This is a genomic window from Nocardioides renjunii, from assembly GCF_034661175.1.
In the GTDB taxonomy this organism is placed as follows: Bacteria; Actinomycetota; Actinomycetes; order Propionibacteriales; family Nocardioidaceae; genus Nocardioides; species Nocardioides renjunii.
The window spans coordinates 1-25,234 of the sequence record NZ_CP141058.1 but is presented as its reverse complement, the minus strand read 5'-3'; the positions used below and the strand labels follow the sequence as shown (position 1 = coordinate 25,234).

The 25,234-nt window shown below is 65.6% G+C and carries 17 protein-coding genes and 2 tRNA genes; all 19 read right to left on the bottom strand.

Annotation, left to right across the window (positions count from 1 at the left end):
- Positions 1–46: 46 nt before the first annotated feature.
- Entirely contained in the window at positions 47–3,118 is a 3,072-nt protein-coding gene (locus SHK17_RS00095) for a type III restriction-modification system endonuclease (RefSeq protein WP_322920648.1), read from the bottom strand.
- Positions 3,119–3,125: 7 nt separating this feature from the next.
- On the bottom strand, positions 3,126–5,084 hold the full coding sequence (locus SHK17_RS00090; protein WP_322920647.1) for a site-specific DNA-methyltransferase: 1,959 nt from the start codon (positions 5,082–5,084) through the stop codon (positions 3,126–3,128).
- Position 5,085: 1 nt separating this feature from the next.
- Positions 5,086–6,960 carry a site-specific DNA-methyltransferase gene (locus SHK17_RS00085; RefSeq protein ID WP_322920646.1) on the bottom strand — a complete coding sequence of 625 codons (1,875 nt, stop codon included), beginning with the start codon at positions 6,958–6,960 and terminating at the stop codon, positions 5,086–5,088.
- Between the two features lie 3 nt (positions 6,961–6,963).
- Positions 6,964–7,635, bottom strand: a complete 672-nt coding sequence (locus SHK17_RS00080; protein ID WP_322920645.1) for a DUF4391 domain-containing protein — start codon at positions 7,633–7,635, stop codon at positions 6,964–6,966.
- Positions 7,628–10,885, bottom strand: a complete 3,258-nt coding sequence (locus SHK17_RS00075) for a helicase-related protein (protein ID WP_322920644.1) — start codon at positions 10,883–10,885, stop codon at positions 7,628–7,630. The genes SHK17_RS00080 and SHK17_RS00075 overlap by 8 nt, the downstream gene beginning before the upstream one ends.
- A gap of 3 nt (positions 10,886–10,888) precedes the next feature.
- On the bottom strand, positions 10,889–11,080 hold the full coding sequence (locus SHK17_RS00070) for a helix-turn-helix domain-containing protein (RefSeq protein ID WP_322920642.1): 192 nt from the start codon (positions 11,078–11,080) through the stop codon (positions 10,889–10,891).
- A 90-nt stretch (positions 11,081–11,170) separates the two neighbouring features.
- The gene (locus SHK17_RS00065) at positions 11,171–11,896 is read right to left on the bottom strand and encodes a hypothetical protein (protein WP_322920641.1); all 726 of its coding nucleotides are present in this window, start codon (positions 11,894–11,896) and stop codon (positions 11,171–11,173) included.
- A gap of 120 nt (positions 11,897–12,016) precedes the next feature.
- Entirely contained in the window at positions 12,017–12,844 is an 828-nt protein-coding gene (locus tag SHK17_RS00060) for a nuclease-related domain-containing protein (RefSeq protein ID WP_322920640.1), read from the bottom strand.
- Positions 12,845–13,013: 169 nt separating this feature from the next.
- Positions 13,014–13,089: transfer RNA gene (locus tag SHK17_RS00055), tRNA-Ala, on the bottom strand.
- Positions 13,090–13,138: 49 nt separating this feature from the next.
- Positions 13,139–13,264, bottom strand: a complete 126-nt coding sequence (locus SHK17_RS00050; protein ID WP_216652076.1) for a DLW-39 family protein — start codon at positions 13,262–13,264, stop codon at positions 13,139–13,141.
- Positions 13,265–13,314: 50 nt separating this feature from the next.
- Positions 13,315–13,388: transfer RNA gene (locus tag SHK17_RS00045), tRNA-Ile, on the bottom strand.
- 70 nt (positions 13,389–13,458) lie between these two features.
- Positions 13,459–14,004, bottom strand: a complete 546-nt coding sequence (locus SHK17_RS00040) for a DUF3566 domain-containing protein (protein ID WP_322920639.1) — start codon at positions 14,002–14,004, stop codon at positions 13,459–13,461.
- 8 nt (positions 14,005–14,012) lie between these two features.
- Complete coding sequence (gyrA, locus tag SHK17_RS00035; protein WP_322920638.1) at positions 14,013–16,721, bottom strand: DNA gyrase subunit A; 2,709 nt, start codon at positions 16,719–16,721, stop codon at positions 14,013–14,015.
- 60 nt (positions 16,722–16,781) lie between these two features.
- Complete coding sequence (gyrB, locus tag SHK17_RS00030; protein WP_405030420.1) at positions 16,782–18,800, bottom strand: DNA topoisomerase (ATP-hydrolyzing) subunit B; 2,019 nt, start codon at positions 18,798–18,800, stop codon at positions 16,782–16,784.
- Positions 18,801–19,264: 464 nt separating this feature from the next.
- Entirely contained in the window at positions 19,265–19,843 is a 579-nt protein-coding gene (locus tag SHK17_RS00025) for a DUF721 domain-containing protein (RefSeq protein WP_322920636.1), read from the bottom strand.
- Positions 19,836–20,981 (bottom strand): DNA replication/repair protein RecF, encoded by a 1,146-nt coding sequence (gene recF / locus SHK17_RS00020; protein ID WP_172268316.1) that lies wholly within the window; start codon positions 20,979–20,981, stop codon positions 19,836–19,838. Before recF ends, SHK17_RS00025 begins: the two co-directional genes overlap by 8 nt.
- A gap of 9 nt (positions 20,982–20,990) precedes the next feature.
- Positions 20,991–21,965, bottom strand: coding sequence for a phosphogluconate dehydrogenase (NAD(+)-dependent, decarboxylating) (gene gnd, locus SHK17_RS00015; protein ID WP_322423669.1), 975 nt, complete (start codon positions 21,963–21,965; stop codon positions 20,991–20,993).
- Between the two features lie 158 nt (positions 21,966–22,123).
- Positions 22,124–23,260 (bottom strand): DNA polymerase III subunit beta, encoded by a 1,137-nt coding sequence (gene dnaN / locus SHK17_RS00010; protein ID WP_172268310.1) that lies wholly within the window; start codon positions 23,258–23,260, stop codon positions 22,124–22,126.
- 425 nt (positions 23,261–23,685) lie between these two features.
- Positions 23,686–25,125 carry a chromosomal replication initiator protein DnaA gene (gene dnaA / locus SHK17_RS00005; RefSeq protein ID WP_405030386.1) on the bottom strand — a complete coding sequence of 480 codons (1,440 nt, stop codon included), beginning with the start codon at positions 25,123–25,125 and terminating at the stop codon, positions 23,686–23,688.
- Positions 25,126–25,234 lie beyond the last annotated feature (109 nt).

The window sequence follows — 25,234 nt, the reverse complement described above, 5'->3', positions numbered from 1 at the left end:
CGAAGGGTGGTCACCTGTGTAGTCCAGCTGGAACCGGCGAGGTCACCTAGCCCACCACCAACTGCATCAGCTCGGTGTAGTCGGTGACGACGTCGTACTTGACGCTCTGATCCTGCTTCTCGCTAAGAGCGGCGAAGAACTTGCGCGCGCAATCGATCTTCGCCTCCTCGACGCCCTTGAGCTGGAGGGTTGACAGGGATCCTTTCGTCTCGGCAACGAAGTAGACGTGCTTGACGCTTCCCTCAGTGAAGGCGACTGCCCAGTCGGGGTTGTAGTCGCCGACCGGGGTCGGGATGAAGAACCCGCGAGGCAGCTTCGCGTAGACCGCCACCTCCGCGCTGGTGTCCAACTCCGTGACGAAGGCGCGCTCGATCTTGGAGTCAGTCACCACGTAGTCGTAGATGTGCTTGGTGAGTTTCTCCCCCGCTTTGGAGAAGTCCTGCGCGGTCTGGCTTTGCGTGAAGATCGCGGCGTCGAACCGGTCCTCGAGTGCGTCGTACGCCAGGTGCTCGACAATCACAGTCGCTTTCTGCTCGTTGATCAGCCGCGCTGCCTCGGAGATGAACTGTTCAGGGTTGAGGCGGAACTTGGCGAAGGTCTCCGGCGCCACCTTGCTTAGCATCGCTGCGGCCGTGCGCCTGGTTAGTTGGGTCTTCTCGGTGATCTCACCGAGCAAGTCGTACTTCACCTGGGAGCCAGCAGAGACGGTCTCGGTGTGTGTTGCCGTGCGGCCGAGGTCAAAGCCAGCGCGATTGGCAAGGTCGTCCACCCCAAGGGTGTCTCGCTGCGAACCTGCCTGGATCACGTACTGCATCGCCGCGACGTTGAGGTGCTTGTCGAGTGCCTGTACGCACTTGGCGATCAGCTCGGTGGAGTCGAACTCGACCTGGTAGACGGCCTTTTGATTTATGCGGCTCCAAAGCGCCTTGAACTCCTCCCTTGCGAAGTTGGCCTCGTTAAGGGGGATCTTCTTGGGCTTGCGGTCGTTGGTCGGGAGCGGGAAGTCGATGTAGAGCGCGTCAACCAGCGGCCAGACGAAGTCGATCACAGGCCTGAGTACGTCAGAGGTCGGCTCAGCTAGCGTGCCTTCCTCCTTCGCGGTCTTGTAGCCGTCGGAGACGGTGTCGTCATCGTTCAGGTAGTCGTTCTTGATCAAGTACTTGTAAAGGGCCTGAGCAAGGACGTCTTCGACGACGCTCTCGCCGTCCTCGGTCCGGTAAGTCTTGCCCACGAAGTACTTCACGCTCGCCTTGCGAGGACGGGCAGCCAACGACTCGGCGATCTCCTTCTGAAGGCCGTCGACGAAGTCGGTGTACGACTCATCGGTCACGACGGTCAGCTTGTTGATCTCGTGAACGGTGATGGGGTTGTCCATGCGTTCGCCGTGCTGATCGACCGCGAGCCGAAGACCACGTCCAATCTCCTGGCGCCGCGAGATCGTGTTGTCGCTCTTCTTCAGCATGCCCATGACGAATACGTTGGGATTGTCCCAGCCCTCCCGCAGCGCTGAGTGGGAGAACAGGAAACGCACCGGCTCCTCGAAGGAGAGGAGGCGTTCCTTGTCCCTGAGGATCAGGTCGTATGCATCCACATCCGTCGACTGCCCCGCGTCTTCCCCCCGCCTAGCCACAGTTGGATCCACCTGCCGCTTGGTCTTTTTATCGACTGAGAAGTAGCCCTCATGAACTGCACTGACCCGGTCGCGGCGCAAATACTCCTGATACGCCCCCGTGGGCTCGTCCAGTTCCAGCTCGTCGAGGACGTCCTGGACGATTTGCGCGTACTCCTCCTCGAAGACACGGGCATAGTCCCCCAGGGCGTCCTCGCGTTCGTAGTCGCGGTACTTCGCGACCTCGTCAATAAAGCACAGCGACAGCACCTTGATGCCCTGGCTGAAGAGGTCGCGCTCCTTATCGATGTGCGCGCGGATCACCTCACGGATCTGGATGCGACGCTTGGTCTCTTCAGTGACGTCTCGGTCGGCGAGCTGGCCAGCCACGACCACATCGCCATTACTCAAGGTGATGGTGTCGTCGATGGCGCTGACGTCGGTGACGACGATGTCCTTGTAGGCCTCGATGCCGTTGGCGAGGTCATGCAGTCGGCTGCCCTTGATGACTCGCTTGGGCTGTCGTTTGATCTGCCCGTTAGCGGTGGCGACCTCCATCTCTACGCGGGCACTGGGAAGTTGGCCCTTCTTGACCTCGATTGCATCCAGGTAGAGGTACGCGGAAAGACCGTTGAGGCCTTTCACTGTGATGCCTCGCACGGCAATCTTCTTGACGAGCTTTTGGTTGTACGCGTCCAGCGCGTCCAGTCGGTGGACCTTGACGTGCTCGACCTTATGGGTGGCTGAGTAGCGCAGTACGAAAAGTGCCTTGAACCGCGAGAGTGCCTCCAGCGACTTCGCGGCTCCGATCTTCTGCGGCTCGTCGATGATCACGATGGGCCGGTTGGCGCTGATGACGTCGATGGGCCGCCTCGACTGGAAGTCGTCCAGGACGTCGTAGATGCGACGGTTGTCCTTGCCTGCCGCGTTGAACGCCTGGATGTTGATGATCATTACCTGCACGCCAGCGTCAGAACTGAACTGCTCGATCTCGTGCAGCCGGGAGGAGTTGTAAATGAAGGAGCGCGGCTTAGTGCCGTACGTCTGCTGAAAGTGCTCGGCAGTGATGTCGAACGACTTCTTGACACCCTCGCGGATCGCGACAGAGGGCACGACAATGATGAACTTCGACCAGCCGTAGCGCTTGTGCAGTTCCATGATCGTCTTGATGTAGACGTAGGTCTTGCCCGTACCCGTCTCCATCTCGACGTCCAGGTTGGGCGCACCCGGTGCAGCTTTGCTGTCCTTGAGCTCCTTGGAGATCGGCAGGTTGCGTGTGCGCTGCCCCTCTTGGACGTTCGCGAGCAATTGCGGCTTGCTCAGCGCGATCTCAGCGTTCCGAAAGCCGGAATCCGCGAAGAGCCCTTCATCAGCCTTGGCCGACTTCGGGGTGCGACCTGGATCGATCCGGTAGGAAATGCCGTCTGCCTTTGGTTGACCGGCGAACACGTCGACAACGGCGTCGACGGCCTTGGTCTGGTACTGCTGGACCTTGAACTGAAACTTCATTGTCTACCTACACCGTCGCCAGGGTCGTGCTAGGGCTCAGTTGCTTGAGGAGCTGCTCGGCGTTGATCCGCTCGGAGTCGGAGGCGAATGCCGAGTCGCGGACGATCGCGCGGAGCGGTTCGGCCTTGCCGATTGTCGTGAGTAGTTCGCTGCCGAGCTCAGAGGAGAAGCAAGCCAGAAGCGCACCGTCATCGACGTTGTAAATGACCGCACCATTTGCAGCCTGCTGTTGCTCGATGGGCAGGCCGGGGTCCAGGCCAAGGTCGAGCAGTGCGTCGAAGAGAAGATCCTCCTCGGTACGATCCGGCTTCACCGTTGCTTCGAACGTGAGCAGGACATCCTGGGTGGTCTCGTCGGGCGTGAGCTCGACGTCCGAGCGGGAACTGCTGTCCAGCCTTAGGGCACGGAACCCGGTGTCTCCGGCGAACCCCGACTTCACAAGCGCGACTCCGGCTCGCCGAACCCGCTCTCGACCGATAGCCGCAATCGTCGTATAGCCCTCATCGGCTGCGGGACTGCCGGGAGCGCATGGCTCATCCAGTTGGACCATGACGAATCGACGGTTGCCTCCATCGTCAGCGTTGCGGCGCATGACCGCTTCCGCAGCCGCTGCCGAGCCGGCGAAGAAGTCCAGCACGATATCGTCCGGCTCTGTCGCGACCGACACAAGCGTCTCCAGTAGGGAGACTGGCTTGGGTGTGTCGAAGAGCCGACCGAGTCCGAGTGCCTCCAAGTCGGCCTGGCCCGTAACGGTCGACGGACCGATGATGACATCTTTCATCGTCATTCCGTCGACGTCGCGGATCTTGGTGCGGATCCGGAGTTTGCCGCCGCTGGTGTCGAACTCGAGGTCCTCGGGCTCGGCCAGAATCTTGGCGCGACTCCAGCGCCACGCGTGCCAGTTCAGCCCCGGTCTTGCGTTGGTGTGAGGCATTGCAGTCATGAAGCCTTCGAACGTCGTGGGATCGTCGATGTCGCTGACCTTCACGTCTGCGGTGTCTGGGTTGTAGTGGATCCGGAAGATCATCGTCGGGGCGGTGCGCTCGTTGAACTTCGAGTTGGTGTTGTAGAGCTCGTTCTTTGTTACGTACGGTCCCTTGGCGTCGTGCTTGAGCGCATAGCCGGCACCCTTGTAGACATCCGGCATGAGTTTGCGGAACCCGGCCCCGGAGCCCCGGAACTGCCCGATGGCCTCGGCATTACGGGCAAAGCAGAGGATGTACTCGTGGGTGCCCGCAGGACCGCCGTCGGAGATCTGACGTCCCTTGAGGTTGCTCACCCAGGCAATCGTTGCGACGACGTTGCCGGCCCCGAAGATCTCGGTGAGTAACAGTTTGAGCTGCGCGACCTCGTTACCGTCGATGCTGACGAACCCGACGCCATCCTCGGCCATGAGCGAGCGCGCGACCTTCAGCCGCGGGTACATCATGCTCAACCACGCCGAATGGAATCTACCGCCGGTCTCCGAGGTCGACACCAAGTGAGTGCCCGCCTCGTCGACCTGCCCGGAACGCTGCAAGTAGGCCCGTCGTGAGTCGGCGAAGTCATCGGCGTATACGAAGTCGCTTCCCGTGTTGTACGGCGGGTCGATGTAGATCATCTTGACCTTGCCGAGCAGCGGTTCCTGGAGAAGCTTGAGGACCTCAAGGTTGTCGCCCTCGACAAAGAGGTTCTGTGTCGCGTCGAAGTCCACCGACTCCTGTCGCAGAGGCCGCAACGTCCGGGCTGTTGCAGCGTTTGCCGCCAGCAATGCGTCACGCTTGCCCGGCCACGTGAGCTGGTATCGCTCGGCGGGACCCTCAACGACCCGTTCGCTGAACTCTTGACGGAGGGCATCCCAATCGACGGACCTGACGAGCGTGCCGTCAGCCGCCAAGGACTCGGTGATCACATGTGGAAAACGATCGGCCAGGTAGACGAGGTTCTCCTCGAGCGTGTCGTGCGAGGTGAGATCCAGTCGCTCCATGTCAGATCGCCTTCACGTCGGTCGAGGGGGAGAGCTCCCGGAAGATCTGCTCGGCGTTGATCCGCTCGGCATCCGAGTCGAAGCCTGAGTCCCTGAATACAGTCCGGAGCGGCTGACGCTTGGCCATCGTGCGCACTACGTCAGGGCTGACGTAGGAGTCGAAGCAGGCAACTAGCGCGCCATCCTCGACCGTAAACACCTCTTGGCTATGGAGCCTCTCTAGGGAGATCGGCATCGTCAACTCAAGTCCCCAATCGAGTAGGACTTGGAAGAGCAGGTCCTCGTTGCTCCGCCCGGGTTTGACGCTGTCGTCTAGCCCGGCGAGGGCCTCCTGATCCGTCTGGTCAGGGGTGCGCAGGACGTCCGCCATGTTGGTGGTGTCGACTCGCAGTAGCCGAAAGCCGGTATCGGGCGTGCCACTGAGGCTGGGCTGATTAATCAGCTCCTCGGCAACGTTCTTGATCCGGGTCAGGCTCATGCCAAGGATCGAGTCGAACCCGGGCTCTGGGATACGCAGAGGTTCGTGGACCTGGACACCGATGAATCGGCGGCGGCCGCCATCCTCTGCGTTCTGCTTCAGCACAGCGTGGGCCGTCGTGCCGGAGCCCGAGAAAAAGTCGAGCACGATGTCGTCGGATTCCGGCGCAGTGGCCAGTTGCAGGATCCGCTGCAGCAGTTCTACTGGCTTGACCGAGTTGAGCACGTTCTCGGTGTGCTCGAAAGGGATGTACTTGAGCAGAGTCTTCTTCGCGTGCTGGGTGTGTCCGACCTCTTGGTAGGTCCACAGGGTCTGCGGTGTCTTGCCTGCCCGCACCTCGGAGAGGAATCGCTTCAGTCGAGGGACGTTCGAACCATCTACGCCCCACCAAATGCGCTTGTCCGCGTCGTACTCCCTGAACTTCGCTTCTGAGATGCGCCAGTAGCTTCCGCGTGGGGGACCTTCGATTGCGCGCCCGGATGGCGTCGTGACTGGATAGAGGCCCGCGTCGTAGCGGTTGCGAGCGGCCATGTCTGATGAAGTCCAAGGTCCGCGCGGGTCATTGTCGGGGTTCCTATACCGGGCAAGCATCTCCTCGGTCTGCGGGAGGAGGTTGGGCGTCCAGGACTGTGCGTCGCGGGAGTACACCAGGATGTAGTCATGGTCTTCGGAGAACCACCGCGCGGAGTTCTTTGGCGCAAAGACCTTCTGCCAGATGATCTGTGCAACGAAGTTCTGGGCTCCGAAGACCTCATCGCAAAGTTTGCGGAGGTTGTCGACTTCGTGGTCGTCGATAGATATGAAGATCACGCCGTCGGTGCGCAGCAGGTTGCGCGCGAGCTTGAGGCGGGGGTACATCATCGAGAGCCAGTCTGAGTGGAAGCGCCCGTTGGCCTCGGTGTTGGCAACCATGCGTCGGCCCTCGGCGTCGCGCTCGCCAGCACGTCGTTCATAGTCGGCGATCGACTCGGCGAAGTCGTCGTCGTAGATGAAGTCGTTGCCAGTGTTGTAGGGCGGGTCGATGTAGATCAGCTTGACCTTGCCGAGGTAAGACTCCTGCAGCAGTTTCAAGGCGTCGAGGTTGTCGCCCTCGATGAACAGGTTTTGGGTGGTGTCGAATTTGACAGAGCCTTCCCGCACCGGGCGGAGGGTCTTGGCGATGGGGGCGTTGGCTGCGAGGCCCGCCGCTCGCTTGCCGGGCCAGTCCAATTGGTAACGCTCTTGCGGACCCTCAACAACGTGGTCGGAGAGCTCTTGGCGCAGCAAGTCGAAGTCGACGGAGCGAACGGGGGCGCCGTGCCCGTTCAGGGACTCGGTAACCACAGTGGGGAACAGCTGGGCGATCTTGTCGACATTGGCCGCGGTCATATCGGGGGACGTCATGCGGAGCTTCTCCACCAGTTACCTCTGCTGCTCGAGTTCTGCTTGCTTGGTCTTGAGGGCGCGCCGGAGCGCGACCTTGCGGTTGAGCTGGCGCTCGTTGCGGAGCCGGCGCTCGAGTGCACCGATCTCACGCTCGAGTTGGGCGACCCGCGTCATTCTGCCGATAGCCTCCGACAGGTCTTCACCCGGACGTGCGCTGAGCGGCAAGAGGGCGGCCAGAACTCCGTCATAGAGCCCGCCGAGGTCGAGCGCTGCTGGTAGATCGGAACGCACGGCGTCCCCAGGTCCCCAGTGGCTGCGGAAGTAGGAGCTGAGCTTGGGCCCACGTTGGCCGAGCTCCTTGCGTGCAGCGGCCACCTGGATCTCGGCGTGGCCGGCGCGGTTCCGAATTAGTTCGAAGATCACAGGTGATGGGACTGCTCCGTCGATCGTTTTCAGGACCTGGTCTGCCACATCGTCCGCCTTGAGCTCTACCTCGAAGATCTGAAACTCCGTCATCGAGTCGCATGGCTTGAGTGGCAGTGCCTGTTCACCGATTTTGTACGCCCAGGTGACGCGTTGGAGGTCTTCGACGAATCGCTGCTTGACCCGACTGGTGATGCGCGCTTCGGCGTATAGCCTTTCCTTCGGGATGGTGCGACCCACGCGACCCTTGGACGGCCACCGGAAGAGCGGCCCGGCGTCATCCATTAAATCGGGTGGCGGGATCGACCACGGCGATGAACGCGAGTAGCTCGAAGTCCTCAAGGCCGGCAAACGTCTGCGTCAGAGCCGTGGTCTTGCTCCCGGAGAACAAGCTGTCGATGTCGCGCTCCTCGGTGATATCGATCAGCGACCGGATCGCCTGGGTTAATAGGTCGGAGTACGCCGTCATGTCGGCTCCTTCCGAGGTTGCCTTGTTGAAGACGTGGTATGCCGCTGGCACTGGCTCGGACACTCCGTGGCAACTGTTACGGACGAGATCAAGGAGGTGCTTGACCTCCGTGTGGTCCGTGATCACATGGCCGGACTCATCGAGGTAGATGAGGTAGTAGGGGTGCAGTCGGTTGTGCCGGTTGATTTCGACGTTTTCGTCGACGCTCCGAAGGGCGAAGATGACTCCGGGCTTGAGTCCTTTGGTGAGGTCGGCGGGGACAGCCGCATGGAGGCCCTTTGGGGAGGATCCGAGATCGCCGTACTCTTTCACGTACGCAAGGAGATCCATGCGGAACTCGTTGAGGCCGAGGTCCGTGATCGAGACGCCCGTCCGGACGTCTTCAAGCTCTATCACTTCTTCTTGCAGCTTGCGGAGCTGTTCGCGCCGAAAGGCGGTCTCGCTGCCCTCCTGGGTGAGCACATTGTCATCGGCGGTCGCCGCGAGATCCGCGATCACCATGCGGTTCTCAACGCGCTCCTTGAGGTTGATGTACTCATCGAGCGAGATGTCGGGCCAGAAATTGACCAACTGGATGGTCGCGTTCGTGGAGCCAATGCGGTCGATGCGGCCGAACCGCTGGATGATCCGCACCGGGTTCCAGTGGATGTCGTAGTTGATCACGTAGTCGCAGTCCTGGAGGTTCTGGCCCTCGGAGATGCAGTCCGTCCCGATGAGGACGTCGATCTCGCGGCTCTCCGCCGGCATCACAAGCGCTTTGTCCTTCGACCGTGGCGAGAAGAGTGTCAAGATTTCTTGGAAGTCCAAGCCCTTGCCGAGCGAGGTGCTGTTCGAACTGCCGGTCACGACGCCCAGCTCCAGGCCTGCCTCCGAGAGAGTCGGGGCCAGTTCGCGGTAGAGATAGTTGGCCGTGTCGGCGAAAGCCGAGAAGATCAGGACCTTCCTGTTGCCGTCGTTGATCGGGTGCTGGACCTTGTCTCCGACGTGCTGAATGAGGCGCTGGAGCTTGGAGTCGTGGTCTGGAGTGATGCGCTCCATTTCGTCGATGAGCTCGCTCAGGGTCTCGCGGTCGTTCCACAGGTCTCGTCGCCATGACACCGTGTCCATGTCGGCCAGCTCTACCTGGAAGTTCCTGCCGACGCTCCCGGATTCGGGGACCTCGAAGTCGTCGTCTTCGGCACCGATGTCGGCGAAGGCTGCCGCGAGGTCTTCCATGGCGATGTCGTGATCGTCGATGACGGCCAGGGCTGCGTCGACGGCGGTGTAAACCTTGTTGAGCGTGATCCGGAAGGCTTCGACCGAGCTTTCCAACCGCTTGAGCAGGTTGACGGTCATGAGCTTCTGGATGCCGCGTTCACGACCAGCGTGATCTAGGTTGCCGCGGGCAGTGCCGCCTCTGACGTTGTAGAGGTCGACGTACTTCTGCAGCTTGCTCGGGAACACGTAGGACAGGGGGGCATAGATCGCGAGGGTGAGCTCCTGGAGCTGTTCGAAGATTTCATTGAACGTCGGGGCGTGCTCGACATCTGTGAGGGGCTCCCGAAGCGACAGTGGGGGCCGCCGACTCGGGAAGACGCCGATTTCAGCGGTGTCGTAGAACGCCTGGATGTGCTTGCGGCTTCGGGCGATGGTGACCGCGTCTAGTAGTTCGAAGAAGTCGAACTCCAGCATCGACAGGATCGAGTTGGCGGTGCGCTCCTCCGGGGGCAGCGTCGACCACTTGCTGAAGGCAAGTTGCGCCTGACGGAAGACCTGTTCGACGGTGGTAGAGATGTCGAGCTTGGACGAGAGGTTCTCCGACTCGCCTTCATACGCCAGCGCGAGCTGGTTCTTGAGATCGAGGAATCGGTTGTTGACCGGGGTGGCCGACAGCATCAGGACTTTGGTCTTCACGCCCTGTCGGATTACCTGCCTCATAAGCCGCTGGTATCGTGATTCCTTCTCTTCGGCGTAGTCGGCGTTGCGGAAGTTGTGAGACTCATCGATCACGACAAGGTCGTAGTTGCCCCAGTTGAGGCGGTCGAGACGGATCTGGCCGGCGTACCCGCTCGTCCGAGTGAGGTCGGTGTGGGCAAGGACGTCGTAGTTGAGCCGGTCCTTGCCGAGAATGTTGGTCGTCAGGTTGCTGTTGTAGGTCGTCCAGTTGTCTTCGAGCTTCTTGGGCGCCAGCACTAGGACCGATTTGTTGCGGAGCTCGTAGTACTTGATCACTGCCAGCGCTGTGAAGGTCTTTCCGAGGCCAACGCTGTCGGCGAGGATGCATCCGTTGTAGGTCTCCAACTTGTTGATGATTCCCGTAGCTGCGTCCTTCTGGAAGTTGTAGAGCCGGTTCCAGATCTCGGTGTCCTTGTAGCCGGTCAGGTCGTTTGGCAGGACGTCTTCGCTCACCTCCTCGAGGAACTCCGCAAAGAGGTTGTAGAGCACCAGGAAGTAGACCCGCTCGGGGCTGTTCTCGGCGTAGACAGATGCGATGTGCTCGTGCACCAACTCGGTGACGTCCTGGACCTGCTGGGGGCTGTTCCAGATGGCGTCGAAGGTCTGGAGGTAGGCCGCGGTGAGCGGGGCTTCGTCGATCTTGTTGACGAGGTTGGAGACGGCGTCGCCACGCTCGTAGCCGAGGTCGGTGCTGGTGAAGCCCTGAAGTGGTGTGTACGCCGCTTCGTTGTCGACAACGGCGAACTGCTGCATGGGGGCACCAGTGGTGTTGGACTTGAATGTGACCTTGGTCTTGATCCAGTCAGCGCATTCGCGAGCGATCGCCCGCTGTGTCAGTTTGTTGCGGAGCCTGATCTCAAACTCCGAACCGTAGAGGCTGGACTCGCGCTTGGCCTGGGGGATGAAGAACTCCCGGCGCTCCTTTTTGACCTTGTCAGTGGCCTGGCCGGCGACGAAAGTCGGCGCCGTGAAGATGAACTCCAGTGCCTCGACGCCCTCCAGCTCCTTGCGTAGTGCCTCGAACGCGTAGATCGAGAACGTTGAAGCAGCGACCCTGACCTTGGAGCCGCGGCTTATCGTTTGCTTGAGATCATCCCCAAGCAAACGGTTGATGTTGTCGATGATCTCCACGGCTCAGACACTCCCGGCGGTGTCCGTGGCCCGGTCGTTGCGGACCCAGTCGTCGACCTCAGAGACCTTGAACTTCCAAAGACGCCCCACCCGATGTGCGGGCATACCCTTCTTGGCGATCCAGGCGTAGACGGAGTCCTTGGTGACGCCAAGGTGCGCAGCGATGTCGTCGGCGGACACCCAGGGCTCGATCACGGATCGAGGCTACTGCCGAGACTTGCCAACCTCTGCCGATTTGGGCGAATCTCTGGCCGCGAGTGGCTATTTCGACAGATCCTGGGTCCGTCAGGGACGCCAGGACATGGCTCGGTTGAGAGTCTCGAGGTCGCGTTTCATCTCGAACCTGACACCGTCCGCAGCGATGCGGACCGAGCCAACATTCACCGTCGTAGTGACGCCTGAAGATCGATGGATGAGCCCGTGATGCATCATGCACAGCACAACCAGATTGGCTGGAGAGTCGTCGCCCCTGAGGCTGACCGACATCAGGTGATGTACGTCAACGAGGCTGTCGCTTGCGGCGGTCTTCGAAACGGCGTCTTGCGTGCTGCATCCGACGACCTGGCATCGTGAACCCCAAACGCCCCGAACGAATCGGCGGAGAGCCGGGTCGCGCTCCCATCGACTGAACTCCTGACGCTTTCGGTCTCCGGCGAGCCCTTTGGTCTTCGGAGCCCTGGCGAGAAGTGACCTTCTATCCTTCGAAGACAGGGCGGCTGGAGATGCTCCGAGTAGTTCAAGTCGAATCTTGTCTGCAGTCCCAACCGGGTGCACAACGACGCGCGCGCTCTTGGTGTCTGGAAGCCATGACTTGATCCACCGAATGAGTTCTGGACCATTCACATTGAAAAGGTCCCGATTACCGGCGAACTTGCCAGCGACCACTCGACCGTCGGGGAGCTCGATCTCGCACTTGCGTTCTGCGGGAGGTAGCGACGCCGCGTCGGTCTTGCGGAACCGGATGAAGGTCCCTGTGTGATGGATGAGCGTCGCATTCAGCGGCTTTGCCACGATCGACATTCCAACTCCGTCCTGGCTGCCGTCTTTGCCGGCAGGCATTGCACATCCTGCCGTTGGCACCGCGCCTGGGGGACGATTCACGAAAGTAGTATTCGCGGGCCTGGACCGTGGTCAGGCTGGTGGCAGGGCGGACGCCAGCCGTCGGTACACAGGCTCGACGCCATCGACGTCCGCAGCATCGCCGGCCCGCAACAACGGGTACAGCTTCTTGGGCCACATCACCTCGACGCCGCGTGTGGTGAACGAGCCCCCTAGCAGTGGCCAGTCAGCTTCGACGAAGCAGAGCACGCCTTGTACTGCGACATCGTCGCCGAGCATACCGCGGACGACGTCGATCTGCCTCAGCATCCCGTCGACGAGCTTCGTGCAGTTGCGGCTGCCGACCATCAGCTTCTCGACGCGCGGCCGGAGGAGCCCGCCCTCGACCTTGAGGTGCGGGCGGCCGGCGTACTTCTTCGCGTCGATGACGAAGACCCCGGTGGGGGTGACCGCAAGGTGGTCGATGTTCGCCCTGGTTCCAGGAATCGTCCGGTCGTGCAGGACTCGGAGGGTGTCGGAGGCGAGCTCGTTGAGGCGGCTGCCGAGGCGCTCCTCGCCCAGCGCGCCGGAGTCCCAGGCCTTCGTCGACTGCGGCTCGTCGCTGAAGGCATGGATGAGCCCGCCCAACCTCGGGTGCTTCTCGCGGATCCGTCGTTCCCTGTTCTGCTCACGGCGCTCGAACTCCCGACGAGCAGAACCACCCGGAGTGCCGGCGCTGATCGGTGCTTCGACTGTCACCACATCGACACCCGACTTCTCGTGGCCCAGACAGCGCACGGTCTTCGTCGACCGCTCGTAGATCGCCTCGGTCTTGGCGGGCAGCGCGACCTCACAGACGCGGCACGCCCCGGCGTACCGCAGGCGCATTCGCTTCTCGCCCGGCGTCCCCGCGTCGTCCATGCTCAGGACCGTAACGACGACCATGCGGCCGCGCTTCGAGTTTGCCAAAGGAGCCGACCCACGGTCGATCCCGTGGTCTTTCCCCCACCAGTCCCCCTAGAGGCCGATCTCGAAGTCGACCGGAACACTCCAGAAAAGAGCAAAACCCCAGGCTGACCTGGGGTTTTGCTGGTGGAGCCTACGAGACTCGAACTCGCAACCCCCTGCTTGCAAAGCAGGTGCGCTACCAATTGCGCCAAGGCCCCTGGTGTGCCGACCACTCACGGACGAGTGGCGGCGAACAACGACTGAGCGTCAGGCCCGGTCGACGTTGTCGGTGGCCTCGGCCCAGAGGGCCTGCTCGTTCTTGCCCTCGTCCATCTTCTTCTTCGCGAGGGCCGCGCCGGCGGCGGCGAGGACGACCAGCAGGAGCTTCTTCACGGGACTCTCCTCGGGATCGCGGCGATCGGACGAAGGTGATGCGGGTGGAGTGGGCCTAGGAGGACTTGAACCTCCGACCTCTTCCTTATCAGGGAAGCGCTCTAACCGTCTGAGCTATAGGCCCGCACGCTGCAGCAGCAGCGACGCCGAAGATTACCTGACCCCGGTCGGGCGGTGCCAATCGAGGGTCGGGATCACTTCTCGTCCTCGGCGAGCGTCACCTCGATGCCGCCGAGGAGGGCGGCGGCGAGGTTGTAGAGGAAGGCCGTCAGGGTGGCGATCGCGGTCAGCAGGATCACGTCGAGCACCGACACCAGGAGCGTGAAGCCGAGCACGCGCGACATGCCGACGTAGTCGGTCACGTCGAAGGTCGAGTTGCCGCTGTCGCCCTCGACGATGCTGGCCACGGCGGAGTTGATCGAGTCCCACACGCCGGCGGCGCCGAGCACCGACCAGACCATGAAGATCGCCACGAACGTCACGACGCCGAAGGCGACCGAGAGCAGGAAGGCGGTCTTCATCACCGACCACGGGTCGATGCGGGTCAGCCGCAGCCGGGCACGGCGGGGCTGGCGCCCCGGCTCACGACGGGCGCGGTTGCCCTTGGCGCCCGAGGGCCCCGCGTTGGCGCGGTGCTCCTCGGCAGCGCTGGACAGCGTGTCCTGCAGGCGGCCGGTCAGGGACCGCTTGGCAGGCTCGTCCTCAGACGTACGACGGGGAGTCGCGGTGCGTTCCGACACGGGATCACTCACTCCTCGGTGCTCTCGTCGGCGGGCGCCTCGACAGCGTCCTCACCGTCGATTGTTGCATCGTCGACCACGTCGGGCGATTCGGCAGCGGCCTCGCGGGCCTCGGCCTCGACCGCCTCGGCGGTCTCGGCGGTGAGCTGCTCGACCTCCTCGGCGATCTTGGCCTCCACCGAGCGGGCCACGACGGCGACCGAGTCCCCCGACTTGGGCGCGACGAACTTCACGCCCATCGTCGAGCGGCCGGTGGGCCGGAAGTTGGCGTCGATCGGGCTGCGCACGACCTGGCCGCCGCTCGTGATCGAGAGGACCTCGTCGTCCTCCTCCACGATGAACGCGCCGACGAGGCCGCCGCGGTCCTCGTTGGCCAGGGACATCGCCTTGATGCCGATGCCGCCGCGGGTCTGGAGGCGGTACTCACTGATCCGGCTGCGCTTGGCGAAGCCGCCGTCGGTGATCGTGAAGACGTACTGCTCCTTCACCTCGTCGGAGTCGGCGGCGTCGCCCTCGACGGCCTCCTCGGCCGCCACCTGCGCGGCCCGGATCACCGACATCGACAGCAGCGAGTCGCCGTCGCGGAACTTCATGCCGCGCACACCACCGGTGGCGCGACCCATCGGCCGCAGCTGCTCGTCGTCGGCCTTGAAGCGGATCGACTGGCCCTTGCGGGAGACCAGCAGGATGTCGTCGTCGCCGTTGACCAGCTCTGCGCCGATCAGCTCGTCGTCCTCCTCGCGGAAGTTGATCGCGATGACGCCGGCCTGGCGGGGGCTGTTGTAGTCGCCGAGCTTGGTCTTCTTGACCAACCCGGTGCGGGTGGCGAGCACGAGGTAGGGGGCCTGCTCGTAGTCGCGGATCGCCAGCACCTGGGCGATGTCCTCGTCGGGCTGGAAGCTCAGCAGGCCGGCCACGTGGCCGCCCTTGGCGTCGCGGGCCGCCTCGGGGAGGTTGTAGGCCTTGGTGCGGTAGACCCGGCCGGCGGTGGTGAAGAACAGCAGCCAGTGGTGGTTGGTGGTCGCGATGAAGTGCTGCACCACGTCGTCGCCGCGCAGGGTCGCACCGCGCACGCCCTTGCCGCCGCGCTTCTGGAGGCGGTACTGGTCGGCGCGGGTGCGCTTGGCGTAGCCGCCGCGGGTGATCGAGACGACGAGGTCCTCGTCGGGGATCAGGTCCTCCATCGACAGGTCACCGTCCGCCGCGATGATCTGCGTACGGCGGTCGTCGCCGTACTTGTCGGTGATCTCCTTGAGCTCTTCGGAGACGATCTGCCGCTGGCGCGGCTCGCTGGCGAGGATGTCCTCGAGGTCGGCGATGACGCGCTCGAGCTCGGCGAGGCGGTCCATGATCTTCTGGCGCTCGAGGGCGGCAAGCCGGCGCAGCTGCATCTCGAGGATGGCATTGGCCTGCACCTCGTCGATGTCGAGCAGCTCGATCAGGCCGGTGCGGGCCTCCTCGACGTCGGGGCTGCGCCGGATGAGCGCGATGACGTCGTCGAGGGCGTCGAGCGCCTTGACCAGGCCGCGGTAGACGTGGGCCTGGCGCTCGGCCTCGGCGAGGCGGAAGCGCGTACGCCGCTGGATGACCTCGATCTGGTGGGTGACCCAGTGGGAGATGAAGGCGTCGATGCTCAGCGTGCGGGGCACCCCGTCGACCAGGGCGAGCATGTTGGCCGAGAAGTTCGACTGCAGCTCGGTGTGCTTGAACAGGTTGTTGAGCACCACGCGCGCGACGGCGTCGCGCTTGAGGATGATCACCAGGCGCTGGCCGGTGCGCGAGGAGGTGTCGTCGCGCACGTCGGAGATGCCCTGGATCCGGCCCGAGTCGGCCAGCTCGGCGATCTTGAGCGCGAGGTTGTCGGGGTTGACCATGTAGGGGAGCTCGCTGATGACCAGCATCGTGCGGCCCTTGGCGTCCTCGTCGATCTCGACGACGGCGCGCTGGGTGATCGACCCGCGCCCGGTGCGGTAGGCCTGCTCGATCCCCTGGCGGCCGACGATCAGCGCCCCGTTGGGGAAGTCGGGGCCCTTGACCCGCTCGAGCAGGGCGTCCTGGAGCTCCTGCTTGGTCGCATCAGGGTGCTCGAGCGCCCAGGTCGCGCCCTCGGCGATCTCGCGGAGGTTGTGCGGCGGGATGTTGGTCGCCATGCCGACCGCGATGCCCGCGGAGCCGTTGACCAGCAGGTTGGGGAAGCGCGAGGGCAGGATGGTCGGCTCCTGCGAGCGACCGTCGTAGTTGGGGCGGAAGTCGACGGTGTCCTCGTCGATGTCGCGCACCATCTCCATGGCCAGCGGCGCCATCCGGCACTCGGTGTAGCGCATGGCCGCGGCGGAGTCGTTGCCCGGCGAGCCGAAGTTGCCCTGGCCGTTGATCAGCGGCGCGCGCAGCACCCACGGCTGCGCGAGGCGGACCATGGTGTCGTAGATGGCCGAGTCGCCGTGGGGGTGGTACTGACCCATGACGTCACCGACGACGCGCGAGCACTTCGAGAAGCCGCGGTCGGGGCGGTAGCCGCCGTCGTACATCGCGTAGAGGATGCGCCGGTGCACGGGCTTGAGCCCGTCGCGCACGTCGGGCAGCGCGCGCCCGACGATGACGGTCATCGCGTAGTCGATGTAGGACTGCTGCATCAGCGTCTGCAACTCGATCGGCTGGATGCGCTCGTCGCCGAAGCCGAAGCCGCCGGCTCCGGTGCCGGTGGGGGTCTCAGTCATCTGGGGTTCTCTCCTGCGTTCTATCGATGTCTAGGGCTGGGCGTAGAGACGGCTAGCGACCTAGATATCGAGGAATCGGACGTCCTTGGCGTTGCGCTGGATGAAGGAGCGCCGCTGCTCGACGTCCTCGCCCATGAGGATCGAGAAGATCTCGTCGGCCTGCGCGGCGTCGTCGAGGCCGACCTGCTTCATCAGGCGGGCGTCGGGGTCCATCGTGGTCTCCCACAGCTCGTCGGCGTTCATCTCGCCGAGCCCCTTGTAGCGCTGGACCGGGTTCTCCTTGGGCAGCTTCTTGCCCTGCGCCAGGCCGTCGGCGAGCAGCGCGTCGCGCTCGGCGTCGGAGTAGACGAACTCGTGGGTCGCCGGCTTGTTCCACCGCAGGCGGTAGAGCGGCGGCTGCGCCATGTAGACGTAGCCGTGCTCGATGAGCGGCTTCATGAAGCGGAAGAGCAGCGTCAGCAGGAGCGTGTTGATGTGGTGGCCGTCGACGTCGGCGTCGGCCATCATCACGACCTTGTGGTAGCGCAGCTTCTCGAGGTCGAACTCCTCGTGGATGCCGGTGCCGAGCGCGGAGATGATCGCCTGGACCTCGGTGTTGGCGAGCACGCGGTCGATGCGCGCCTTCTCGACGTTGAGGATCTTGCCGCGGATCGGGAGGATCGCCTGGATGCGCGGGTCGCGGCCCTGACGGGCGGAGCCACCGGCCGAGTCGCCCTCGACGATGAAGACCTCGCACTCCTCCGGGTTGGTCGACTGGCAGTCGCTCAGCTTGCCGGGGAGGCCACCGCCGCCGAGCAGGCCCTTGCGGCCGCGGGCGAGCTCGCGCGCCTTGCGGGCGGCGATGCGGGCGCTGGCGGCGGCCTGGGACTTGCGGACGATGTCGCGGCCCTCGGCCGGGTTCTGCTCGAACCAGGCACCGAGCTGGTCGTTCATGATCCGCTGGGCGAAGCCCTTGGCCTCGGTGTTGCCGAGCTTGGTCTTGGTCTGGCCCTCGAACTGCGGCTCGGACAGCTTGATCGAGATGATGGCGGTCAGGCCCTCGCGGATGTCGTCGCCGGAGACCCGGTCCTCCTTCTTCTTGATCAGCCCCCACTCCTCGCCCCAGTTGTTGACCAGCGAGGTCAGGGAGGCGCGGAAGCCCTCCTCGTGGGTCCCGCCCTCGTGGGTGTTGATGTTGTTGGCGAAGGTGTGGACCGACTCGGTGTAGGAGGTGTTCCACTGCATCGCGACCTCGAGGCTCATGTGCTGCCCCGTGGCGCCCTCGGCCGTCTCGGCCTCGAAGGAGATGACGCTCGCGTTGGCCGCGGTCTTGCGGCGGTTGAGGTGCTCGACGTAGTCGACGAGCCCGCGGTCGTACTTGAAGACCTGCTCGAGCCCGCCCGTCTCCGCGCGCTTGATGGCGTCGTGACCGGCGTTGTCGACCTCGCTGTCGACGGTGTCGTCCTCGACGGCGTCGACGCGCGACTCGGCCTCGGGCCGCTCGTCGCGCACGACGAACTCCACGCCCTTGTTGAGGAACGCCATCTCGCGCAGCCGCGAGGTGATGGTCTCGAGGTTGTAGGTGGTCTCCTCGAAGATGTCCTCCGAGGCGTACCAGGTGACCGTCGTGCCGGTCTGCTCGCCGGCCTCCATCGGCCGGACCTGCTCGAGGTCGGCCTCGGGAACGCCGAGCCGGAACGTCTGGCGCCACAGGTGGCCCCTGTTCTTCACCTCGGCGACCAGGCGGGTGGACAGCGCGTTGACGACCGAGACGCCCACGCCGTGGAGTCCACCGGACACCTTGTAGCCGCCGCCACCGAACTTGCCGCCGGCGTGGAGCATGGTCAGCGCCATGGTGAGCGCCGGCATCTCCTGGCCCGGCGCCGTGTCGGTCGGGATGCCACGGCCGTTGTCCTCGACGCGCACCCCGCCGTCGGCCTGCAGGGTCAGCACGATGCGGGTGGCGTAGCCGGCCAGCGCCTCGTCGACGCCGTTGTCCACGATCTCCCAGATCAGGTGGTGCAGGCCGCGCTCGCCGGTCGAGCCGATGTACATGCCCGGTCGCTTGCGGACCGCCTCGAGGCCCTCGAGGACCGTGATCGCGGAGGCGTCGTACTCGACGCTCTTGTCGACGGCCGTCGACGAGCGCCTCTCGGCTGCCGGCTCGTCGGCGGACTCCTCGACCGCCGCCGCGAGCGCAGCGGCGCGCTCGGCCTCGGAGGGCTGCGGGTCAGGAGCGGAATCGGGGGTCGGGGCTGCGGTGGACTCGGGATTCTCTTCGCTCAAGGCACGGCCTTCTGCTCATCGCCCCGGCGCGTGGTCCGGGGGCGCTCGACATGAGTCGAGTCGCTGCGGTTGCGGGGCAACACGACGTGCGACTCGTAGGCCCCATGCTACCCCTCAGCGGGGCTTCACCGAAGTAACCGCCCCGGGCTGGGGATGGATTCGGCGGCAAACATGCCCCCAGCGGCCCCATGGTGCCCGTTCACAGGCCCGAACAGGGGGGTCGGTGGGGCCCCATACGGTTCGGCGGCTCCCAGATCGGCAGATCGGGGCTCCCGGCGTCACCCGTAGGTGTCGCGCGGTCCGCGTCCGTCCCGGCTGGAGAGCCGGCCCTTCTTCCAGCTCGGCAGGTGCGGGCCGAGGACCTCGATCAGGGTGACGGTGCCGTGCCCGAGCTCCTCGTTGAGGCGTCGTACGACGGTGGGTGCGAGCAGCTTGAGCTGGGTCGCCCACGCCGTGGAGTCGGTCCGCACCACCAGCCGGCCGTCGTCGAACGACTCCGGGGTGCAGTGGTCGGCGACCTCGTCGCCCACCAGCTCGGCCCAGCGCCCGAACACGCCCTGCACCTTGAGGTCGAGCTCCCAGCCGTGGTTGGCGACGAGCCGGCCCATCGCCTGCCCCAGCAGCTGGGGGTCGCGGTCGTCGGGCCGCGCGCCGGACGACGTCGTGGTGGTCCGCCGCCGGGTGCGGGAGGCCGGCCGCCGCGCGGGCGGCGTACCGGCGCTGGCAGCCGCGGCGCGGGCAGCGGCGCGCGCCAGGTCGAGGCCGTCCGGCTGGTGCTCGGGCTCGGGTGCGGCTCCTGGCTCGGTTACGTCGTCCCCGTCCGCCTCGTGTGGGGGATCGGGGCGCTCGTCACTCATCGCGCGTCACGGTCCCGTCGGCGACCAGGTAGCGCACTCCCTGCAGGGACGCGGGTACGTCTGCCGCGACCGCCGCGGTGACCAGCACCTGCTCGGCGCCGGCGACGAGCTGCGCGAGCTGGCTGCGGCGCTCGGTGTCGAGCTCGGCGAAGACGTCGTCGAGGACGAGGATGGGGTCGTCGCCGTCGGCGCGCAGCAGGTCGTACGACGCCAGCCGCAGCGCGAGCGCGAAGGACCAGGACTCCCCGTGCGAGGCGTAGCCCTTGACCGGGAGCCGCAGCTCGGCGTTGCCCAGGGTGAGGAGCAGCTCGTCGCGGTGCGGGCCGACGAGCGAGATGCCGCGGTCGAGCTCCTCCTTGCGCTTCGCGGCGACCGCCTCCAGCAGCGCGGCCTGCAACGCCTCCGTGGTGGCGGCCACCGACGTGAGGTCGATGCTCGCGCGATACTCGAGGTCGGCGTCGTCGCGGCTCGCGCCGCGTGCGACCGCCTCGTAGGCCTTGCCGAGGTAGGGCCGCAGGTCCTCGACCAGCGCCAGGCGGGCGCCGAGGACCTCGGCGCCGACGCGCGCGAGGTTGTCGTCCCAGATCTCGAGCGTCGACAGCGCCGCGTCACGCGAGGAGCCGCGGGCGAGCCCGGCCGTCTTCAGCAGGCTGTTGCGCTGCTTCAGGATCCGGTCGTAGTCCGAGCGCACCCCCGCCAGGCGGGGCGTACGCAGCATCAGCAGGTCGTCGAGGAGCTTGCGCCGGTCGGACGGGTCGCCCTTGACCAGGGTGAGGTCGTCGGGCGCGAAGACCACCGTCCGCACCAGGCCGATGATCTCGCGGGGGCGCGGCAGCGGGGAGCGGTTGATCCGGGCGCGGTTGGCGCGACCCGGGTTGAGCTCGACCTCGAGGAGCGCGGTGCGACCCTCCTTGACCACCGAGGCGCGCACGATCGCCTGGTCGGCGCCGGCGCGGACGAGCGGCGCGTCGGTGGCGACACGGTGGGAGGACAGCCGCGAGAGGTAGTCGATCGCCTCGACGAGGTTGGTCTTGCCCTGGCCGTTGCGGCCGATGAAGGCCGTCGCCCCCGGCTCGAGCGCGACGTCGATGTCGGCGTAGGAGCGGAAGTCGTGGAGGGTGAGGTGGGCTACGTGCAAGGCATGGCCCTAGCTCTCGCTGGGCTCCTCCGTGGTGCCGGCGCCGGCCTTCTGCGACGTCTCGGTCTGGGGAGCCTGGCCGCCGCCCTCGGCGTCGCCGCCCTTGGGGGCCGGGGTCCGCACGGCGTGGCCGCCGAACTGGTTGCGCATCGCCGCAACGGCCTTCATGGCGGGGCTGTCGTCCTGGCGGGAGACGAACCGGGCGTAGAGCGCCGCGGTGATCGCCGGGGTGGCGACCGCGTGCTCGATGCCCGCCTCGACGGTCCACCGGCCCTCGCCGGAGTCCTCGGCGTAGCCGGCTATCTTGCTCAGGCCGGGGTCGTCGTCGAGCGCCGCGACCATGAGGTCGAGCAGCCACGAGCGGATGACGGTGCCCTCGCGCCAGGACCGGAACACCTCGGTGACGTTGTCGACCATGTCGACCGCCTCGAGCAGCTCCCAGCCCTCGGCGTAGGACTGCATGATCGCGTACTCGATGCCGTTGTGGACCATCTTGGAGAAGTGGCCGGCGCCCACCTTGCCGGCGTGGACCGACCCGAAGTCACCCTCGGGCGCCAGGGCGTCGAAGGCCGGCTGCACCTTGGCGATGTCGGCCTCGTCGCCGCCGTACATCAGCGCGTAGCCGTTCTCCAGGCCCCACACGCCGCCGGAGACGCCGCAGTCGACGTAGCCGATCTTCTTCTCCGCGAGCAGCTCGGCGTTGGCGAGGTCGTCGGTCCAGCGGGAGTTGCCGCCGTCGACCACGACGTCGCCCTCGCCGAGCAGCCCGGACAGCTCCTGGACCGTCGCGCGGGTCGGGTCGCCCGCCGGCACCATGACCCACACGACCTTGGGGCTCGGCAACGCCTCCACCAGCGCCTCGAGCGAGTCGACGTCGCTGACGTCGGGGTTGCGGTCGTAGCCGACGACCGTGAGTCCCGCGCGGCGCATGCGCTCGCGCATGTTGCCGCCCATCTTGCCCAGCCCGATGAGTCCGATGTCCATGTCACGAGACTAGCCGGGCGCGAGGGACGAGTGCACGGCGCGTCGAGGGAGGTCGAGTGGCGCCACGACCCAGGGACGAGGTCGCGACGTGCTGTCTCGAGACCCCCTGATCAGGAAGTCTCCAAACACCGCTTGTGCCTCGCGGCTGTTCGACCAGGTTACGAGAGCAGGCGGCGCGGCATCAGCAGGTAGCGGAAGGTGCCCGCGTCGTCGGCGGCGTCCGTCCCGGAGATGACGACCGGCTTGGTCGCCTGGGTGAAGGCCAGGTCGACGAACTCCCCGTCGATGGCGGTCAGGCCGTCGAGCAGGAACTGCGGGTTGAAGCCGGTGGTCAGGTCGTCGCCGTTGATGTCGGCGTCGACGGCCTCGGTGGCCATCGCCTCGTCGCCGGACCCGGCGTCGAGCACGATCTGGTCCTCGCCGAACTTCATCTGGACCGCGGTGTTGCGCTCGGCCACCAGCGCGACGCGCTTGACGGTCTCGATGAGCTCGGCCTTGTTGACCTTGGCGACGGTGAGGTGCTCGGCCGGGAACAGGGACCGGACCTTGGGGAACTCCCCGTCGAGGAGGCGCGTCGTCGTACGCCGCACGCCGCCCAGGCCGGTGCCCTCGAAGCCGATGAGGCCCTCGCCGGCGCCGCTGGCGCTCAGCGCGATGGTGACCTCGGCGCCCGAGGTGAGCGACTTGGCCGTGTCGCCGAGGACCTTGGCCGGCACGAGCGCCGCGACCGACTCGTCGGGCGACTGCGGGTTCCAGGTCAGCTCGCGGTGGGAGAGGCGGAAGCGGTCGGTGGCCAGCAGCGCCATCGTGGAGCCGTCGATCTCGATGCGTACGCCGGTGAGCACGGGCAGCATGTCGTCGCGACCGGCCGCCGTGACCGCCTGGGAGACGGCGTGGGCGAAGTCGGCGCTGGACACGGTGCCGGTGGCGGACGGCATCTCGGGGAGCGTGGGGTAGTCAGCGACCGGCATGGTCTGGAGGCTGAACCGGGCCGAGCCGCAGGTCAGTGAGACGCGGGGCCCCTCGAGGGTCAGCTCGACCGGCTTGGCGGGCAGGCTGCGGCAGATGTCGGCGAGGAGCCTGCCGCTGACGAGGGCCTTGCCCTCGTCGTTGACCTCGGCGGTCAGCGTGGCGCGGGCCGAGGTCTCGTAGTCGAAGGTGGAGAGCACCAGGCCGGCGTCGCTCGCCTCGATGAGCAGCCCGGCGAGGACCGGCGAGCTCGGGCGGACCGGGAGGCTGCGGGCCGCCCAGGCAACGGCATCGGCGAAGACGTCGCGTTCGACGCGGAACTTCACAAGGGTCTCCTCGAGGAGGGGTGGAGCGTTCGGGTGGCAGGCAGGCAGGAACCACACATGAGCGTGTGGGAAGTGCATCCTGCCACGCGCCGCGGTGGCCGCGGCAGGGTTCTCCCCAGAGGACGGGCCGTTCGGTGTTGGTGGGAGAGGGGACCAGTCTTCAGGTCCATAGTCGTCATAGGGTCCGTGGAAACTGTGGATGAGCGGCGTTCGTGCAGGTCAGGGCACCGAAACCATGTGGATGACGGGTGTGGACGCAGCACGGCCCCGCTGGTGGCGGGTGTGGACGCCGGGCCGGTTCGTGTCGTTCGTCCCGGCGCATCCACAGGGGGTGGGGACGACGGGCCGGGCCGAACCACATGTTCTCCACACGCCAGTGGCTGGCGGCGCGGTCCGCAGGACCGGCCGCCTCGTGGGGGCGGGCCTCAGGCCTGGCGGGCCTGCATCTTCACCCGGTTGGTCAGCTCGCTGACCTGGTTGAAGACAGCGCGGCGCTCGGCCAGCAGCTGGCGGATCTTGCGGTCGGCGTACATGACCGTCGTGTGGTCGCGTCCACCGAACTCGCGCCCGATCTGGGGCAGCGACATCGAGGTCAGCTCGCGGCAGAGGTACATCCCGATCTGGCGCGCCATCACCAGGTGCCGACCGCGCGAGGGGCCGGTGAGGTCCTCGAGCGAGACGCCGAAGTAGGCGGCGGTCTGGGCGATGATCAGCGCGTGGGTGATCTCCGGCTCGCCGCCCTCGGGGATCAGGTCCTTGAGGACGATCTCGGCCAGCGTCATGTCGACCTCCTGGCGGTTGAGGTTGGCGAACGCCGTGACCCGGATCAGGGCACCCTCGAGCTCGCGGATGTTGGTCTGGATCTTGGAGGCGATGAACTCGAGCACGTCCGGCGGCGCCGTGAGCCGGTCCATCGCCGCCTTCTTGCGCAGGATCGCGATGCGGGTCTCGAGGTCGGGCGGCTGGACGTCGGTGATCAGCCCCCACTCGAACCGGTTGCGCAGTCGGTCCTCGAGCGCCTCGAGCCGCTTGGGCGCCCGGTCGGAGGTCAGCACGATCTGCTTGTTGGCGTTGTGGAGGGTGTTGAACGTGTGGAAGAACTCCTCCTGGGTCTGCGTCTTGCCCTCGAGGAACTGGATGTCGTCGATCAGCAGCACGTCCACGTCGCGGTAGCGCCGCTTGAAGCGGTCCTGGCGGTCGTCGCGGATCGCATTGATGAACTCGTTGGTGAACTCCTCGCTCGAGACGTAGCGCACCTTGGCGTTGCTGTAGAGGCTGCGGACGTAGTGGCCGATCGCGTGCAGCAGGTGGGTCTTGCCGAGGCCGGACTCGCCGTAGACCAGGAGCGGGTTGTAGGCCTTGCCGGGCGCCTCGGCGACGGCCACCGCGGCCGCGTGCGGGAAGCGGTTGGACGACCCGATGACGAACGTCTCGAACGTGTACTTGGGGTTGAGCCGCGTCTCCAGGGCTGACGGGCGGCGCTCGCTGGGGCCGGGGCTCGGCTCGTGCTCGACCATGGCCGGCGGGGTCGGGTCGAAGGCTTGGTGGTCGTTTGTCGACAAAGAGACAGATCGATCTGGCGATTCATCGACCGGGACCAGCTGTTCGGCGTCCTCGAGCGCGGGGTTGACCGTGACGAGCATCCGGATCTCGCGACCGAAGGCCTCGCTGAGCGCGTCCTCGATGTGGTTGCGGAGCCGGCCCTCGAGCTGGTTGCGGGTGAAGTCGTTGGGCACCGCGATGATCGCCGTGTTCTCGTGCACGGTCATCGGGACGCTGGGTCGCAGCCAGGCCCGCTGGTTGGGCTGGAGGTCCTCGACGATCTGCTGCCACGCCGTCTGGAGGTCTACCTGCTGCTCATCCACCGGATCGCCTTGCTTTCCACCGTCGTCGTGCCCTGATGCCTGACCCGGTGCGTCTCGCACGGGCTCTTGCAGCCGCAACAGTCCACAGAGTTCTCCACAAGCTGTGAAC

What these genes read in the sequence shown, in the direction of transcription:
- SHK17_RS00095 (WP_322920648.1), bottom strand. Translation starts at nt 3,118, where the DNA reads ATGAAGTTTCAGTTCAAGGTCCAGCAGTACCAGACCAAGGCCGTCGAC.
- SHK17_RS00090 (WP_322920647.1), bottom strand. Translation starts at nt 5,084, where the DNA reads ATGGAGCGACTGGATCTCACCTCGCACGACACGCTCGAGGAGAACCTC.
- SHK17_RS00080 (WP_322920645.1), bottom strand. Translation starts at nt 7,635, where the DNA reads ATGGATGACGCCGGGCCGCTCTTCCGGTGGCCGTCCAAGGGTCGCGTG.
- SHK17_RS00060 (WP_322920640.1), bottom strand. Translation starts at nt 12,844, where the DNA reads ATGGACGACGCGGGGACGCCGGGCGAGAAGCGAATGCGCCTGCGGTAC.
- gyrA (WP_322920638.1), bottom strand. Translation starts at nt 16,721, where the DNA reads ATGACTGAGACCCCCACCGGCACCGGAGCCGGCGGCTTCGGCTTCGGC.
- SHK17_RS00025 (WP_322920636.1), bottom strand. Translation starts at nt 19,843, where the DNA reads ATGAGTGACGAGCGCCCCGATCCCCCACACGAGGCGGACGGGGACGAC.
- gnd (WP_322423669.1), bottom strand. Translation starts at nt 21,965, where the DNA reads ATGGACATCGGACTCATCGGGCTGGGCAAGATGGGCGGCAACATGCGC.